Source organism: Micromonospora sp. BL4, from assembly GCF_003667505.1.
Lineage (GTDB): Bacteria > Actinomycetota > Actinomycetes > Mycobacteriales > Micromonosporaceae > Micromonospora.
In genome coordinates this window covers 24,625-38,510 of record NZ_RCVJ01000171.1, presented here as the reverse complement: position 1 = coordinate 38,510, position 13,886 = coordinate 24,625, and the positions used below count along the sequence as shown (strand labels likewise).

10 protein-coding genes and 1 riboswitch are annotated in these 13,886 nt (G+C 72.6%); of the genes, 4 read left to right on the top strand and 6 right to left on the bottom strand.

Going from position 1 to position 13,886, the window contains the following annotated elements:
* Positions 1-22 precede the first annotated feature (22 nt).
* Positions 23-240, top strand: a riboswitch (cobalamin riboswitch).
* A gap of 199 nt (positions 241-439) precedes the next feature.
* From EAD89_RS23330 to EAD89_RS23315, 4 genes are all read left to right on the top strand, one after another.
* A complete protein-coding gene (locus EAD89_RS23330; RefSeq protein ID WP_233579018.1) occupies positions 440-2,773 on the top strand; it encodes a ribonucleoside-diphosphate reductase subunit alpha in 2,334 nt (777 codons plus the stop codon).
* 41 nt (positions 2,774-2,814) lie between these two features.
* A complete protein-coding gene (locus EAD89_RS23325; protein ID WP_121677225.1) occupies positions 2,815-3,810 on the top strand; it encodes a ribonucleotide-diphosphate reductase subunit beta in 996 nt (331 codons plus the stop codon).
* 163 nt (positions 3,811-3,973) lie between these two features.
* Positions 3,974-5,716 (top strand): ABC transporter ATP-binding protein, encoded by a 1,743-nt coding sequence (locus EAD89_RS23320; RefSeq protein ID WP_121677214.1) that lies wholly within the window; start codon positions 3,974-3,976, stop codon positions 5,714-5,716.
* Positions 5,713-7,629 carry an ABC transporter ATP-binding protein gene (locus tag EAD89_RS23315; protein WP_233578974.1) on the top strand — a complete coding sequence of 639 codons (1,917 nt, stop codon included), beginning with the start codon at positions 5,713-5,715 and terminating at the stop codon, positions 7,627-7,629. The genes EAD89_RS23320 and EAD89_RS23315 overlap by 4 nt, the downstream gene beginning before the upstream one ends.
* Before the next feature lie 53 nt (positions 7,630-7,682).
* Here the strand turns inward: EAD89_RS23315 and EAD89_RS23310 are convergent, their stop codons facing one another.
* From EAD89_RS23310 to EAD89_RS23285, 6 genes are all read right to left on the bottom strand, one after another.
* Entirely contained in the window at positions 7,683-9,008 is a 1,326-nt protein-coding gene (locus tag EAD89_RS23310; protein ID WP_121677213.1) for an alpha/beta hydrolase, read from the bottom strand.
* 87 nt (positions 9,009-9,095) lie between these two features.
* Positions 9,096-9,449, bottom strand: a complete 354-nt coding sequence (locus tag EAD89_RS23305; RefSeq protein ID WP_121653354.1) for a TraR/DksA C4-type zinc finger protein — start codon at positions 9,447-9,449, stop codon at positions 9,096-9,098.
* Between the two features lie 55 nt (positions 9,450-9,504).
* Positions 9,505-10,722, bottom strand: coding sequence for a ferritin-like domain-containing protein (locus tag EAD89_RS23300; protein ID WP_121677212.1), 1,218 nt, complete (start codon positions 10,720-10,722; stop codon positions 9,505-9,507).
* Positions 10,719-11,564 (bottom strand): phosphate/phosphite/phosphonate ABC transporter substrate-binding protein, encoded by an 846-nt coding sequence (locus EAD89_RS23295; protein WP_121677211.1) that lies wholly within the window; start codon positions 11,562-11,564, stop codon positions 10,719-10,721. Before EAD89_RS23295 ends, EAD89_RS23300 begins: the two co-directional genes overlap by 4 nt.
* Positions 11,564-12,733 (bottom strand): acyl-CoA dehydrogenase family protein, encoded by a 1,170-nt coding sequence (locus EAD89_RS23290; RefSeq protein ID WP_121677210.1) that lies wholly within the window; start codon positions 12,731-12,733, stop codon positions 11,564-11,566. The genes EAD89_RS23295 and EAD89_RS23290 overlap by 1 nt, the downstream gene beginning before the upstream one ends.
* A gap of 145 nt (positions 12,734-12,878) precedes the next feature.
* Entirely contained in the window at positions 12,879-13,760 is an 882-nt protein-coding gene (locus EAD89_RS23285; protein WP_233578972.1) for an ion transporter, read from the bottom strand.
* Positions 13,761-13,886 lie beyond the last annotated feature (126 nt).

Genomic DNA, 13,886 nt, shown 5'->3' with positions numbered 1-13,886 from the left:
ACAAACGAGGTCGTCCCTATATATGGTGTCGAGCGCAGCTGGTTCGGCCGCTCATCCGCAGTGGTCGAGGCAAGAGGGAACCCGGTGGAAATCCGGGACTGCCCCGCAGCGGTGAGTGGGAACGATCGCCGTCATCAGCACTGGGCCGCCACGCGGCCTGGGAAGCGACGGCCAGTAGGAGACCGGCGAGCCCGGTCGTGCCCACGAGTCCGAAGACCTGCCAGCGCGCCGCGCACCCGCACCCGGGTGTGCGGCGGTCCGACGCCGCGTGGGACGGCCGACGCCCCCTGACCCACGCCCGGCGTGGCGTCCGCCGGTGTCTGTCTCCTCGCGTCCGAGGGCCATCAGGTCTCGAACTCGCGAGGAGTGAGTGGTGACAGTCACCCAGGTGGTCCCGACCGGCGGCGACACCGCCCAGCCGGGCCGGCGGCGCACGCAGATGCACGTCCGCAAGCGCGACGGCGCCAGCGAACCGGTGGACGTCAACAAGATCGTCCGTGCGGTCGAGCGGTGGACCGACGACCTGACCGACGTCGACCCGCTGCGGGTGGCGACCCGGACGATCAGCGGCCTCTACGACGGTGCGACGACGGCGGAGCTGGACCGGCTGTCCATCCAGACCGCGGCCGAGATGATCGGCGAGGAGCCGCAGTACTCGCGCCTGGCCGCCCGTCTGCTGGCCGGTTACGTCGACAAGGAGGTGCGCCGGCAGGGCATCACCTCGTTCAGCGCGGCGATCCGGATCGGCCGGGCCGAGGGACTGATCGGCGACGAGACCGCCGCCTTCGTCGCCGCCCACGCCCGGACGCTGGACGACGCCGTCGACCCGAACGGCGACCGGCGGTTCGAGTACTTCGGCCTCCGCACGGTGTACGACCGGTACCTGCTGCGCCACCCGACCAGCCGGCTGGTGCTGGAAACGCCGCAGTACTGGCTGCTGCGGGTGGCCTGCGGCCTGTCCCGTACGCCCGACGAGGCGATCGACTTCTACCGGCTGATGTCCAGCCTGGCCTACCTGCCCAGCTCGCCGACGCTGTTCAACTCCGGCACCCGGCACACCCAGATGTCCTCCTGCTACCTGGTCGACTCCCCGCGCGACGAGTTGGACTCGATCTACGCGCGGTACGCCCAGGTCGCCAACCTGTCCAAGTTCGCCGGCGGCATCGGCATCGCGTACTCCCGGGTCCGGTCCCGGGGCGCGCTCATCCGCGGCACCAACGGGCAGTCCAACGGAATCGTGCCGTGGCTGCGCACGCTGGACGCGAGCGTCGCCGCGGTCAACCAGGGTGGCCGGCGCAAGGGCGCCGCCTGCGTCTACCTGGAGCCGTGGCACCCGGACGTCGAGGAGTTCCTGCAACTGCGGGACAACACCGGCGAGGACGCCCGGCGCACCCACAACCTGAACCTGGCCAACTGGATCCCCGACGAGTTCATGCGCCGGGTCGAGGCCGACGAGGTGTGGTCGCTGTTCGACCCGCACGAGGTGCCGGAGCTGCCCGACCTGTGGGGCGACGAGTTCGACGCCGCGTACCGGACGGCCGAGGCGCAGGGCCGCTACGTGCGGCAGGTCCCGGCGCGGGAGCTGTACGGCAAGATGATGCGCACCCTGGCCCAGACCGGCAACGGGTGGATGACGTTCAAGGACGCGGCCAACCGGCTGTGCAACCAGACCGCCGAACCGGGCAACGTGGTGCACCTTTCCAATCTCTGCACCGAGATCATCGAGGTGTCCAGCGACGCCGAGACGGCCGTGTGCAACCTCGGCTCGGTGAACCTCGCGGCGCACCTCACCGACGGCGGCATCGACTGGCAGCGGCTGCGCGCCACGGTCCGTACCGCGGGGACGTTCCTCGACCGGGTCATCGACATCAACTACTACCCGACCGCGCAGGCGGCGGCGAGCAACCCCCGCTGGCGGCCGGTCGGGCTCGGGCTGATGGGCCTGCAGGACGTTTTCTTCGCGCTGCGGCTGCCGTTCGACTCCCCGGCGGCGCGGGAGCTGTCCACCCGGGTCAGCGAGGAGCTGTACCTGACCGCCCTGGAGACCTCCGCCGACCTGGCCCGCCGCTTCGGCGCGCATCCGGCGTACGGGCAGACCAGGGCCGCGCGGGGCCGGTTGCAGCCGGACCTGTGGGGTGTCGAGGGTACGCAGACCGCCCGGTGGACCGCGTTGCGCGAGCGGGTGGCCGCCCACGGGCTGCGCAACTCGCTGCTGGTGGCGGTCGCCCCGACCGCCACCATCGCCTCGATCGCCGGTTGTTACGAGTGCGTCGAGCCGCAGGTGTCCAACCTGTTCAAGCGCGAGACCCTGTCGGGCGAGTTCCTCCAGGTCAACACCGCTCTGGTACGCGAGCTGAAGGCCCGCGGCCTGTGGACCGAGCGGGTCCGGTCGGCGATCAAGCGGGCCGAGGGGTCGGTACAGGACATCGCGGAGCTGCCGGCCGCCGTACGCGAGCTGTTCCGCACCGCGTGGGAGCTGCCGCAGCGGGCGCTGATCGACCTGGCCGCCGCCCGCGCGCCGTTCATCGACCAGTCGCAGTCGCTGAACCTGTTCCTGGCCTCGCCCACCATCGGCAAGCTCTCCTCGATGTACCTGTACGCCTGGAAGGCCGGCCTGAAGACGACCTACTACCTGCGGTCCCGCCCGGCCACCCGGATCCAGCAGGCCACCGTCGCGCCCACTGCCGTCGCCCTCGTCGCGCCGTCCACGGCCGACGCCGAGGCGCTGGCCTGCTCCCTGGAGAACCCCGAGTCGTGCGAGGCCTGCCAGTGACCGCCGCCGCCGACGCCACCACCGACACGAGGACCACGCACATGCTGCTCGACCCCGGGATGGACCTCACCCTCCGCCCGATGCGATACCCGCACTTCTTCGACCGGTTCCGCGACGCCATCCGCAACACGTGGACCGTCGAGGAGGTCGACCTGCACGCCGACCTCGCCGACCTCGACAAGCTCTCGCCCGCCGAGCGGCACCTGGTCAGCCGGCTGGTGGCGTTCTTCGCCACCGGCGACACCATCGTCGCCAACAACCTCGTGCTCAACCTCTACCAGCACGTCAACAGCCCCGAGGGCCGTCTCTACCTGTCCCGGCAGCTGTTCGAGGAGGCGGTGCACGTCCAGTTCTATCTCAACCTGCTCGACACGTACGTGCCCGACGAGAACGAGCGGTTCGCCGCCTTCGCCGCCATCGAGAACATCCCCTCGATCCGCCGCAAGGCCGACTTCTGCTTCCGGTGGATCGACTCCCTCAACGACCTGCGCGAGCTGCGGTCCCGCGAGGACCGGCGCACGTTCCTGCTCAACCTGATCTGCTTCGCCGCCTGCATCGAGGGGCTGTTCTTCTACGGCGCGTTCGCGTACGTGTACTTCCTGCGCTCCCGCGGTCTGCTCCACGGCCTCGCCTCCGGCACCAACTGGGTGTTCCGCGACGAGTCCATGCACATGGCCTTCGCGTTCGACGTCGTCGACACGGTGCGCGCCGAGGAGCCGGACCTGTTCGACGACGACCTCGCCGACCAGGTCCGTCAGATGCTCGCCGAGGCCGTGGAGTGCGAGGTCCAGTTCGCCGAGGACCTGCTCGGCCACGGCGTGCCCGGCCTGACGCTGGCCGACATGCGGGAGTACCTCCAGCACGTCGCCGACCGGCGTCTCGCCCAGCTCGGGATCGCGCCGCACTACGGGTCGGCCAACCCGTTCGCCTTCATGGAGTTGCAGGACGTGCAGGAGCTGTCTAACTTCTTCGAGCGGCGGGTGTCGGCGTACCAGGTCGGGGTCAGCGGAACGGTCGCCTTCGACGACGACTTCTAGTGCCGAGCAGGCGACGGCGGGAGACCGCCGTCGCCTGCTCGACGGGTCCCGACGCCGCCGAAATTAGGTGAGGCTAACCTGTCGTGGTCGCAGGGAGGGTTCATCTCGTGTACGCAACTGTCCGGCTCGTCGACGGCCCGGCCCGACCATCGGCTCGGCTGTCATGATCCGCCCGCCCGTGGCAGCCGGCGAGACCAGCGCTGGTGTCGTGCTGCGCCGCGCCCTGCGGCGCCAGCGCGGCCGGGTGCTGGCCGGCACCCTGCTGCTCTGTCTGCACCAGGTCACCGAGGTCCTCGTCCCGGTGGCGATCGGCGTGATCATCGACCGCGCGGTCGCCACCGGGGACGTGCGGGCGTTGCTGCTCTCGCTCGCCGGCCTCGCCGCCCTCTTCACCGTCCTCGCCTTCGCCTACCGGACCGGCGCCCGGCTGGCCTACGCCGCCGTGGAACGGGAGGCGCACGCCGTGCGGGTCGAGATCGCCGGGCGCGCCCTGGACCCGCGCGGACACCGCTCGGGCATGCGCGACGGCGAACTGCTCTCGGTCACCGCCTCCGACGCCGAGCTGTCCGCGCTCGTGGTGCGGGTCGCGGGGCTCTCCGCCGCGGCGATCACCGCGATCGTGGTCGCGGCGGTCGCGCTGCTCGTCGTCGACGTTCCGCTCGGTCTCGGGGTGCTCGTCGGCGTACCCCTGGTGGTCGTCGCCCTGCAACGGATGGCGCCGTTGCTCACCCGGCGCAGCGCGAGTCAGCAGGAGGCGCTCGCCACCACGACCGCGCTCGCCGTGGACCTCGTCAGCGGTCTCCGCGTCCTGCGCGGCATCGGCGCCCAGGACCACGCCGCACGCCGGTACGCGGCCACCAGCCAGCAGGCACTCGGGGTCACCCTGCGCGCGGCCACCACCAAGGGCCTGCACGCCGGGCTCACCACCACGGTCAACGGCCTCTTCCTCGCGGTGGTCGCCGGCGTCGCCGGCTGGCTCGCGCTACAGGGTCGACTCACCATCGGTGAACTCGTCGCGGTCGTGGGCCTGGCCCAGTTCATCGCCGAGCCCGTGCAGACACTCGGGTACTGCGTCCAGCTCTTCGCCATGGCCCGCGGCTCCGCGGGACGGGTCGCCCGGGTCCTGGGAGCGGCGCCGGTCGTCCGGCCGGGCACCGCCGGACCGCCCGACCCGAGCCCGTCGCGACTCGTCCTCGACAGCGTCGGGTACGCGGGGCTCGACGGATTCAGCCTGCGCGTCGACGCCGGCGAGGTTCTGGGCGTGCTCGCCTACGATCCGAGCGAGGCCGAGGCGCTGGTCGCGCTGCTGTCCGGTCGCGTGCCCCGCGAGGACCACCGGGGGACGCTGTACGTCGACGGCGTGCCCGCCGAAGACCTGCACATCGACGCCCTGCGTGGCGCGGTCCTGGTCGAGCAGCACGACGTGGCGCTGTTCGAGGGGACGCTGCGCGACAACCTCGCCGCCGGCGCCGACGTGGACGAGACGGTCCTGCGCGCGGCGGTGCGCGCCGCGGCCGCCGAGGACGTCCTCGACGCGCACCCACAGGGCATCGACCGCCAGCTCACCGAGCGGGGGGCGAACCTCTCCGGTGGGCAACGGCAACGGATCGGGCTGGCCAGGGCGCTCGTCGCCGACCCCCCGGTGCTGGTGCTGCACAACCCCACGACGGCGATCGACGCCGTGACCGAGGCGTACCTCGCCGACGGGTTGGCTTCGGCACGCGGAACGGCGGGGGCCCACGGAACGGCGGGGGCCCGCAGCACGGTGCTGATCTCCAGTAGCCCGGCGCTGCTCCGGGTCACGCATCGGGTGGCCGTCATCGATCGAGGACGGGTCGTCGCCGAGGGCTCCCACGAGCACCTCCTCGCCAGCGACGCCCGCTACCGGGAGGAGGTCCTGCGGTGACCCACAAGACGACGGTGCCCGGCGGCGCGTCCCGGCAACTGCTGCCGACAGCCACCGGCCGGCGGACCTGGGCCGCTCTCCGATCCGAGTTCGCCCGGCTGCCCGGGCTCAGCGCGGCCGCGGGCGCACTGCTCGTCGTCGCCGCCGGGGCGGGGCTCGTCGCCCCCTGGGTGCTCGGTCGCCTCGTCGACGACGTCATCGCCGGCTCCGGCACGCGGCAGGTCGTGTCCTGGGCGGGTGTGATCGGGGGCGCCGCGGTGCTCGCCGGCCTCCTCACCGCCGCCGGGGCGACGGTCGCCGCCCGCCTCGGCGAGACCGTGCTGGCGCGGCTGCGGGAGCGGGTCCTCGACCGTGCCCTGCACCTCCCCTCGGCCACCCTGGAGCGGGCCGGGACCGGGGACCTGGTGGCACGGGCCGGCGACGACGTGGCCGTCGTGACGAACGTGATCACCACCAGTGGCCCCGCCTTCCTCGGCGCGCTGCTGTCCGTCGTGCTGACCGCGGCAGGTCTCTTCGCCCTCGACTGGCGGCTCGGGCTCGCCGGGTTGGCCGCGGCCCCGGCCTACGCGCTGGCGTTGCGCTGGTACCTGAAGCGCTCGGTGCCGTACTACGCGCGTGAGCGGGTGGCGACGGGGGAGCGGGCGCAGGCGATGGCCGGTGCGCTGCGCGGCTCGGCGACGGTGCGCGCCTACCGGACGGAAGACGCCCACGTCGGCCGGATCGCCGACCGCTCCGCCGTGGCCCGCGACCTGTCGCTGGAGATCTTCAATCTGCACACCCGGTTCGGCCTGCGGATCAATCGGGCGGAGTTCGTGGGACTCGCCGCCGTGCTGCTCGCCGGCTTCCTGCTGGTGCGCGACAACCTGTCCACCGTCGGCGCCGCCACCACGGCCGCCCTCTACTTCCACCGCCTCTTCAACCCGATCGGCCTGCTGCTGCTCGAGTCGGACTCCGTGCTCCAGGCCGGGGCGAGCCTCGCCCGGCTCGTCGGCGTCACCTCGCTGCCGGGCACCGATTCCGCCGACGGTCGCGGGCCCGCCCGGGAGGGACGGTCCGGCACGGTGGATCGCGGCACGGCAGGTCGTGGCACGGCCGAGCCCGCGGCGCTGGAGGTGGTCGTCGACCAGCACTGCTATGACGACGGACCCGTGGTGTTGCAGGACGTCGTGCTCCGGCTCGCGCCCGGGGAACGCGTCGCGCTCGTCGGAGCGAGCGGGGCAGGCAAGAGCACACTCGCCGGCATCACCGCCGGGCTCATCGCGCCCACCCGTGGCTCGGTGCGGCTGCGCGGCGTGCCGCTGGCGCAGCTGGGCGAGCACCGGGTCCGCCGTGAGATCGCCCTGATCAGCCAGGAGGTGCACGTCTTCGCCGGGCCGCTCGCGGACGACCTGCGCCTCGCTGACCCGGACGCCACGGACGCCGAGATGACCGCCGCCCTCGACCTGGTCGGCGCCACCGCCTGGATCCGTACCCTTCCGGACGGCCTCGCCACTGCCGTGGGCGAGGGCGGCTGGCACCTCACCGCCGCCCAGGCGCAGCAGCTCGCCCTGGCTCGGCTCGTCCTCGCCGACGCCGCCGTCGCCGTTCTCGACGAGGCCACCGCGGAGGCCGGCAGCGCGGGCGCACGCGACCTCGACCGCGCCGCGTCGGCGGCCACCGAGGGCCGCACGACGCTCATCGTCGCCCACCGCCTCAGCCAGGCGGCCACCGCGGACCGCATCGTCGTCCTCGAACACGGGCGCGTCGCCGAGCACGGCACGCACGACCAGTTGCTGGAGGCCGGCGGCGGTTACAGCCGCCTGTGGCGCTCCTGGAGCACGCCCGATCCGGTGGTGCGGCAGCGGCGCGGGAGCGAGGAGTACGCCGAGGGCGGCCCGCTGGACGGAATCGGCGTGTCGACGACGGTCCCGTAGCCGTCGGGCCGTCCTCTGGTCGAGCTCTCGGTCGGCCGGGTCGTCGCGCCCGTTCAGACGTCGTCGACGTTCACCGACACGCGATGCTCGCTGGATCTCCAGTTGGGCACGTTGATCACGTCGTACCCGCCGCCGCGCTGACCCACGGTGATCCGCACGACGCCGAGGTGCGCGGGCGCGGCCGGAATGAACACGTCCATGCCGGTGATGAAGGTCTGGCTGAAGAACTCCGGCAGCGGAGCGGTCAGGTCGGTGACGCCGTCACTGCCGTCGTCGAACGCGAAGACGGCGATCGTCCGCTTCACGCGCGGCGTGTTGGCCGGGTTCAGGACATCCCGGCCGTTGATCCACAGGTGGTCGCCGGCGTCTCCCTGGTCTCCCCACCACTCCTTCTGGCGCTGGATCGTCAGCGCCGTGTGCCGGTCGCTGGCGTCGACCAGCGCGCCGAGACCCTCGCCCGGCCGGCTCGTCGCCAGCCTCAGGAACGAGTCGGAGCGGAGGAACGGCTGGAAGTAGAAGTGGTGGGTCGCCGCTCCGGCGCGCACGATCGCGAACTCGTACCGGGCGGTCGCGAGCACCGGGAACGGTCCGAACGAGCCGTCGCCGGCGAGTGGCACCCGATGCGCGGGTCGGTTCGACAGCCGACCGCCGGTGAGGGAACTGACCGGGTAGACCTCGAGGGTCGCGTCGTCGACGCCGGCGTTGCTCGGGAAGAGCACCGCGCGGCCGGAGACCCGGGCGGTGCCGAAGAGTTGGGGCACGATGCTCGTCGTGCGTGGCGCACGGTCCCGGAGGAACCGGAAGATCTCGCGGAACGACTCCCGCGACGACACCGTCTGGGTGTGGGACTGGTCCGGGAAGTAGACGTTGCGCGCGCCCGCGACGGCCCGCGCCGGGTCCCCCTCGCCCCAGATCGCGAGCGTGGGTACGCCGCCCGGTGGTGACGCCGCGGTGCGCCCGTCCAGGTTGACGTAGTGCGCGACCCGGGCGGCCCGGTCGGGGGAACTGCTGAGGTAGCCCTGCATGACGAAGGTGCCCAGGGAGTGTGCGAGCAGATCCACCCGGTCCGCTCCGGTCGCCGTCAGCAGCCGGGAGATCCGAGCGTCCAGTCCCGCGTACACCTGAGGCAGGATCGAGGCGATGTTCGGCGAATCGTATTCGTGCGCCTCGATGATGTCGATCGGGTAGCCGTTGCTGGCCAGGCGCTTGGCCTGGGTCTGGAACTGCGACGCCGACCCCGCGCTGCCGTGCACGAAGATCACTGGACGGTACGCCGGCGCGGCGGCCTCGGCGACGCTCGGGACGGCGGCGACGGCCGGGCCTGCGGCGAGCGCCACGCCGGCGATCAGGGAGAGCAGTCTCCGTCGGAACGTGTGCATCGATCCTCCACCTCGGTAGACGAACTGTCTGCACCAGCAGTGCAGGTATCGTCTCAGGGTGGCGGTCGGTGGTCCACACCTTCCTCGCTACTTCCGGCCGGCGCAGCCGACGCACGTGCTCGCTGAGGGGCGGGCGGCGAGTCGCTCAGCGGGAATCGGGCGGGAGCATCGTTCACACACGCCGTAGGTGCCGGCCTCGATCCGCCGCAGGGCGACGTCGAGTTCGGCCAGGCGTCGGCGCGTCGCCTCCAGAACGGCGGTGAGCTGGGCCCGCTCGAACGCGATCGTGCTGCCTTCCGGGTCGTGTTCGTCGTCGGCGTTGGACGACCGGGAGGCCTCGAAGAGACTCCGCAGATCGCTGTCCAACGCGGCGGCCTGAGCCCGGCTCTGGTCGCGTAGGTGCAGCAGTTCCGCACGGATCGGGCTGACATCCCTGTTCATGGCCGTTCCACCGTACTGCGGACGGCCCATCCCGGCGTCGCCCCGTCGACGGCGTCTACATGAAGTTGCGGGTGTGCAGGGCGGAGAGCGCCGCCGCCTCGTCGGGCCGGAAGCCCAGCCGTACCAGCCGGCGCTGCCGGCCCTGGTCCATCACGTGGTGCAACCGCTGCACCTGCTCGAAGCCGGCGGACACGTCATCGGGGTGCCAGCCACCGGCCGCGAGCACCACCAGCGCGTCGAACACGTCCGCGTTGAGGCCGGCGGTGTCGACGAGCGCGTCGTGGCGGCGGTGGATGGCCGCGCGGAGCCGGTCCCGCAGCAGCGGGTCCACGCTCGCCTGGTGCTCCAGGTGCGCCATGCCGAACACCACGTGCCGGCGCTCGTCCTGCATCGCCAGCCAGCAGACGCGACGGGTCACCGGGTCCGGCGCGTGCTGCTCCAGGAAGGAGAGCAGGTCGACGAAGCTGCCCTCACCCAGGACGGAGAGCAGGAACGAGGCCAACGCGAAGTCGGACTCGGCGACGAGCGTGAAGAGCGACTGCCGACCGCCGGCCGACGACGTGCCCAGTGCGGCGCCCCGGAGCAGCGCCCGCCGGCTGAACACCTCCATGTGCCGGGCCTCGTCGGCCATCTGCACCGCGAGGAGCTGCATCACCTCGCGGAAGTGCGGGTGTATCCGCCCGACGAACCGCGCCGGCACGACGAGTGCGGCCTGCTCGTTCTCGACCAGGTAGGTCATCACCTGCACCACCGCCGCCTCGACGTCCGCCGGCAGCGCGAAGGCGTCGTCCCACGGCACGGCGGTCTCCGGGTCCCACTGCCGGGCCGCCGCCTGCGCGTACAGCTTGGGTGCGACGTCGGCCCACACCAGGTCGCGCTCGTCCAGGTCGAACCGCGCCTCGGGGCCACCGGCCTCCAGCAGCGCACCTCGGGCGCCGAGCCCCCACCGTGGCGGGGGGCGCCTGCTGAGCGCCGACGGCAGGGCAGGCCCCGCCCGCTCCGCGCCGAACCACCGGTCGTCATCCGCCGTGCCGCGCACGACCACCGCGACCAGCTCGCTCCGGTCGGCCGGATCCGGCCATTCGACCCGGTGGCCGCGGCTGCGGCACCAGGCCGGCAGGTGCACGGGCAGGGTCGGGTCGCGGCCGGAGACCGCCAACCGGCCGCCGGGCGGAAGTGCGGCGAGGGCGCGTTGCACCAGCAGGTGCGCGCCCCGACCGAAGCCCAGACCCTCGAGGTGGACCTCGGCGTCGGTGGCCGGCGCGCCGGTCACGGCCGGTAGTCCGCGGCGGTCACCCGCCCGTCGGCCGCGTAGAACCCGCTGGCGTCGACCGCCCGGGCGAGGGCGTCGTATCCCGTGGTGCGGCCGTCCTCCCAGGCGGTCAGCCCTTCGAGGTCCAGCAGTGGGCGTACCTCCGGGTCGGCGTACGACATGCCGCGCAGCAGCGTGCCGAAGAGCCGGACCCCGGCGGACGCCGGATCGCGGACCGTCATGTTGCAGTGGTCGTACCGTGCGGTCTGCGCGACGATCCGGGTGCCCTCGGGCGGCAGCGTGCCCTCCTGGACGAACGCCAGGTGGTTGGCGTCGATCATGCAGGCGGCGTCCACCTCCTTGGCCATCAGGGCCCGGGCGGCGTCGCGCTCGCCACCGATGTGGTCACCGTGCAACCCGACACCGACGTCGAACCGGCGCACGTCGACCTCGACTCCCGCCGCCGCGAGGTGCCCGAGTGGGATCAGCGTCGCCTGTGGACTGTCGACCGAGCCGACGCCGACGAGCGAGCCGGACAGGTCCTCGACCTGTCGCAGCGGTGAGTCGGCGCGCACCACCACGACCGAGGTGAGGTCACGGTCGGTGTCGCGCATGGTGAGGGCGCTCACCGTGCCGCCGCTGGCCGCCGCCAGCCGTTCGGCCCGCAGCCAGGCGAGCGGTGAGTTCCACGCCGCGTCGATCCGCCCGGCGACCAGATCCTCGACCTGCCGCTCGTAGTGCGAGTACAGGACGAAGTCGAAGTCCAGGCCGCGCCCTCGCAGCCAGGCGCGGAAGCCCTCCCAGATGGTCACCACCTTGGGGTCGTACGCGACCGCGCCCATCAGGACAGCTGGCGCCGGCATCAGCGGTTGGCCTCGTCGAGCAGCGGCAGCCCGGTCGCGACCCGGCCGACGAAGTCGTGCAGGGCGTCGGTGGTGGGTGCCATCACCCGGGCCGCGCGGGAGTCCCGGAACCGGCGTTCCAGGCCCAACTCCTTGCGGAACGCGCTGCCGCCGCAGAGCTGCATCGCGCCGTCGGTCACCTCGGCGGCCGTCTCACCGGCGAGCGCCTTGACCTGCAACACCCGCAGCATCGCGTCCTCCCGGCCGGTCTCCAGCGCGGTCAGGGTGTCGTCGAGGAAGGCGCGCAGGGCGTCGGTGCGGATCTTCAGTTGGGCGAAGGCGCGCCGGGTGACCGGCGCGTCGCGAAGGGCGGCGCCGGTGTGCGCGAGCGTGGTCCTCGTCAGGTGCCGGCCGGCCTCGCCGACCGCGCTGTCCGCGAGGCCGAGGCAGAACGCGGCGTTCAGGACCAGGAACCAGGGGAGGACCGCGCCGAGCGCGGTGTCGAGCCCGGCCCCGTCGACGGCCATCATCGCGCCGGGCGGGACGCGGACCCCGTCGGCGGTCATCGGCCGGGAGCCGTTGCCACGCAGGCCGAGCCCGTCGAACTCACCGGCGATGCGGAGGCCGCCGCTGCCGGCGGGAACGAGCCACAGCGTCATCGGGCCCGCTCCGGGGGCGAGGGGGAGGCTCGACCAGACGTAGCTGTCGGCCTCGCCGGCCGAGGTGACCCAGCTCTTCCTGGCGTCGAGCCGGACGGCGCCGTCGTCGCCGGCCGTCGCGGTGCCGGTCGGCGACCAGAAGTGGCTGCGCGAGCCGAACTCGGAGAACGCCAGCGTGCTCAGGTGCTGGCCGGCGGCGATGGCCGCACGGACATCACGCGGGCCGTGCGCCTCGATGACGGCGGTCGCCGCGTAGTGCATGAGAACGACCATCGCGGTGGAGCCGCACTCGGCGGCCAACCGTTCGACGACCTCCGCGACCGGGCGCATGCCCCTGCCGCCACCACCCACCTCGATCGAGGAGGCCAGGCCGAGCAGACCAGCCGCGGCGAGGGCGTCCACGCTCTGCCGGGGGAAGGTGCCGTCCCGGTCGACGGTCGCGGCCTGCGGACGGATCACGTCGTCGATCAGCCTGCCGAGCGGATCCAGATCGTCGGTGTTCGAGCGGACATTGTCGACACTGGCGGTCATGTGGATGTCCCTTCGGCCGGACCGATGGCACCGCCATCGAGGCTAACCCAGCCGAGGGGCGAGAGGCGAGAACGTCGGATGCCCGTCATGCGCGCCGGTCGTTCCGGTGGCGCCGCCGCGGAGGACGAGCAGCACCGCGGCAGACTCAGCGTCCGGCGCGGGCGTCCTCGCGGTGCGGGCGGCCGTGCCCGTCCTCGCGGTCGATCCGCAGCTCCCGCTCCAGCTCGGCGATCACCGCGCGCAGGTCGTCCAGCCGTTGGCTGATCGCGATGCGGTCCACCTCGTCCGGTACGCCGTCGCCGTCCTCGTCGAACCCCGGGGCCAGGCGTTCGGTCATCTCCAGCCGGCGTGCCTCCTCCATCGAGTTGACGATCACCGCGATGAGGATGTTGAGCAGCAGGTTGACGGTGATGACCACGTAGCTGACGTAGTAGAGCAGCGTCCACGGCGAGATCGTCATGCCCTGCTCGATGAGGTCCGGCAGCGTCTCCAGGGACAACAGCACGAACAACGTCAGCAGGGACCGGCCGATGTCGCCGTACTGGTCGGGGAAACTGCTCCCGAAGATCAGCCAGCCGGCCATGCCGTACACGTAGAGCGTCACCACGGCCAGGGCGAGGAAGCCACCGACGCCGGGCAGGCTGCGCCACAGGGCGGACACGATGGTACGAAGGCCCGGGGAGAAACGCACCAAGCGAACCATCCGGGCGACCCGCACCACGCGGAGCAGGGCCGGGTCGCCGTGCAGGCCCGGAATGAAGATCGCCGCGATCACGGCGAAGTCGAACACGTTCCAGCCGTGCCGGAAGAAGTCCTGTGGGCGGCGGCCGTAGGCGGCCAGCCGGATGCCGATCTCGACGACGAAGACGGCGCGGAAGAGCAACTCCAGCCAGTGCAGCGCGGCGCTCGCCACGGTCAGGTCGCGGTACGTCTCCAGGCCGAGGACCACCCCGTTGGCGAGGATGACCACGACGATGCCGATCTCGAACGGGCGCGACCGGGCGAGCCGTGCGCACGCGTCGACCACTCTGGACGTCGGGCGTGCGGGTGCGGTCGGCCCGCCGCGCTGCACGGGTACGCGCGCGCCACTCACCAGACGCCCGGCTCGCTGGTGCGTGCCGAGGCCGCCGGGCGGGCCCACCTCCGGCCGTCG

Excerpts from the sequence above, each read along its gene's own strand:
- EAD89_RS23330 (WP_233579018.1), top strand. The coding sequence starts at position 440 with ATGCACGTCCGCAAGCGCGACGGCGCCAGCGAACCGGTGGACGTCAAC.
- EAD89_RS23325 (WP_121677225.1), top strand. The coding sequence starts at position 2,815 with ATGCTGCTCGACCCCGGGATGGACCTCACCCTCCGCCCGATGCGATAC.
- EAD89_RS23320 (WP_121677214.1), top strand. The coding sequence starts at position 3,974 with ATGATCCGCCCGCCCGTGGCAGCCGGCGAGACCAGCGCTGGTGTCGTG.
- EAD89_RS23310 (WP_121677213.1), bottom strand. The coding sequence starts at position 9,008 with ATGCACACGTTCCGACGGAGACTGCTCTCCCTGATCGCCGGCGTGGCG.
- EAD89_RS23305 (WP_121653354.1), bottom strand. The coding sequence starts at position 9,449 with ATGAACAGGGATGTCAGCCCGATCCGTGCGGAACTGCTGCACCTACGC.
- EAD89_RS23295 (WP_121677211.1), bottom strand. The coding sequence starts at position 11,564 with ATGCCGGCGCCAGCTGTCCTGATGGGCGCGGTCGCGTACGACCCCAAG.
- EAD89_RS23290 (WP_121677210.1), bottom strand. The coding sequence starts at position 12,733 with ATGACCGCCAGTGTCGACAATGTCCGCTCGAACACCGACGATCTGGAT.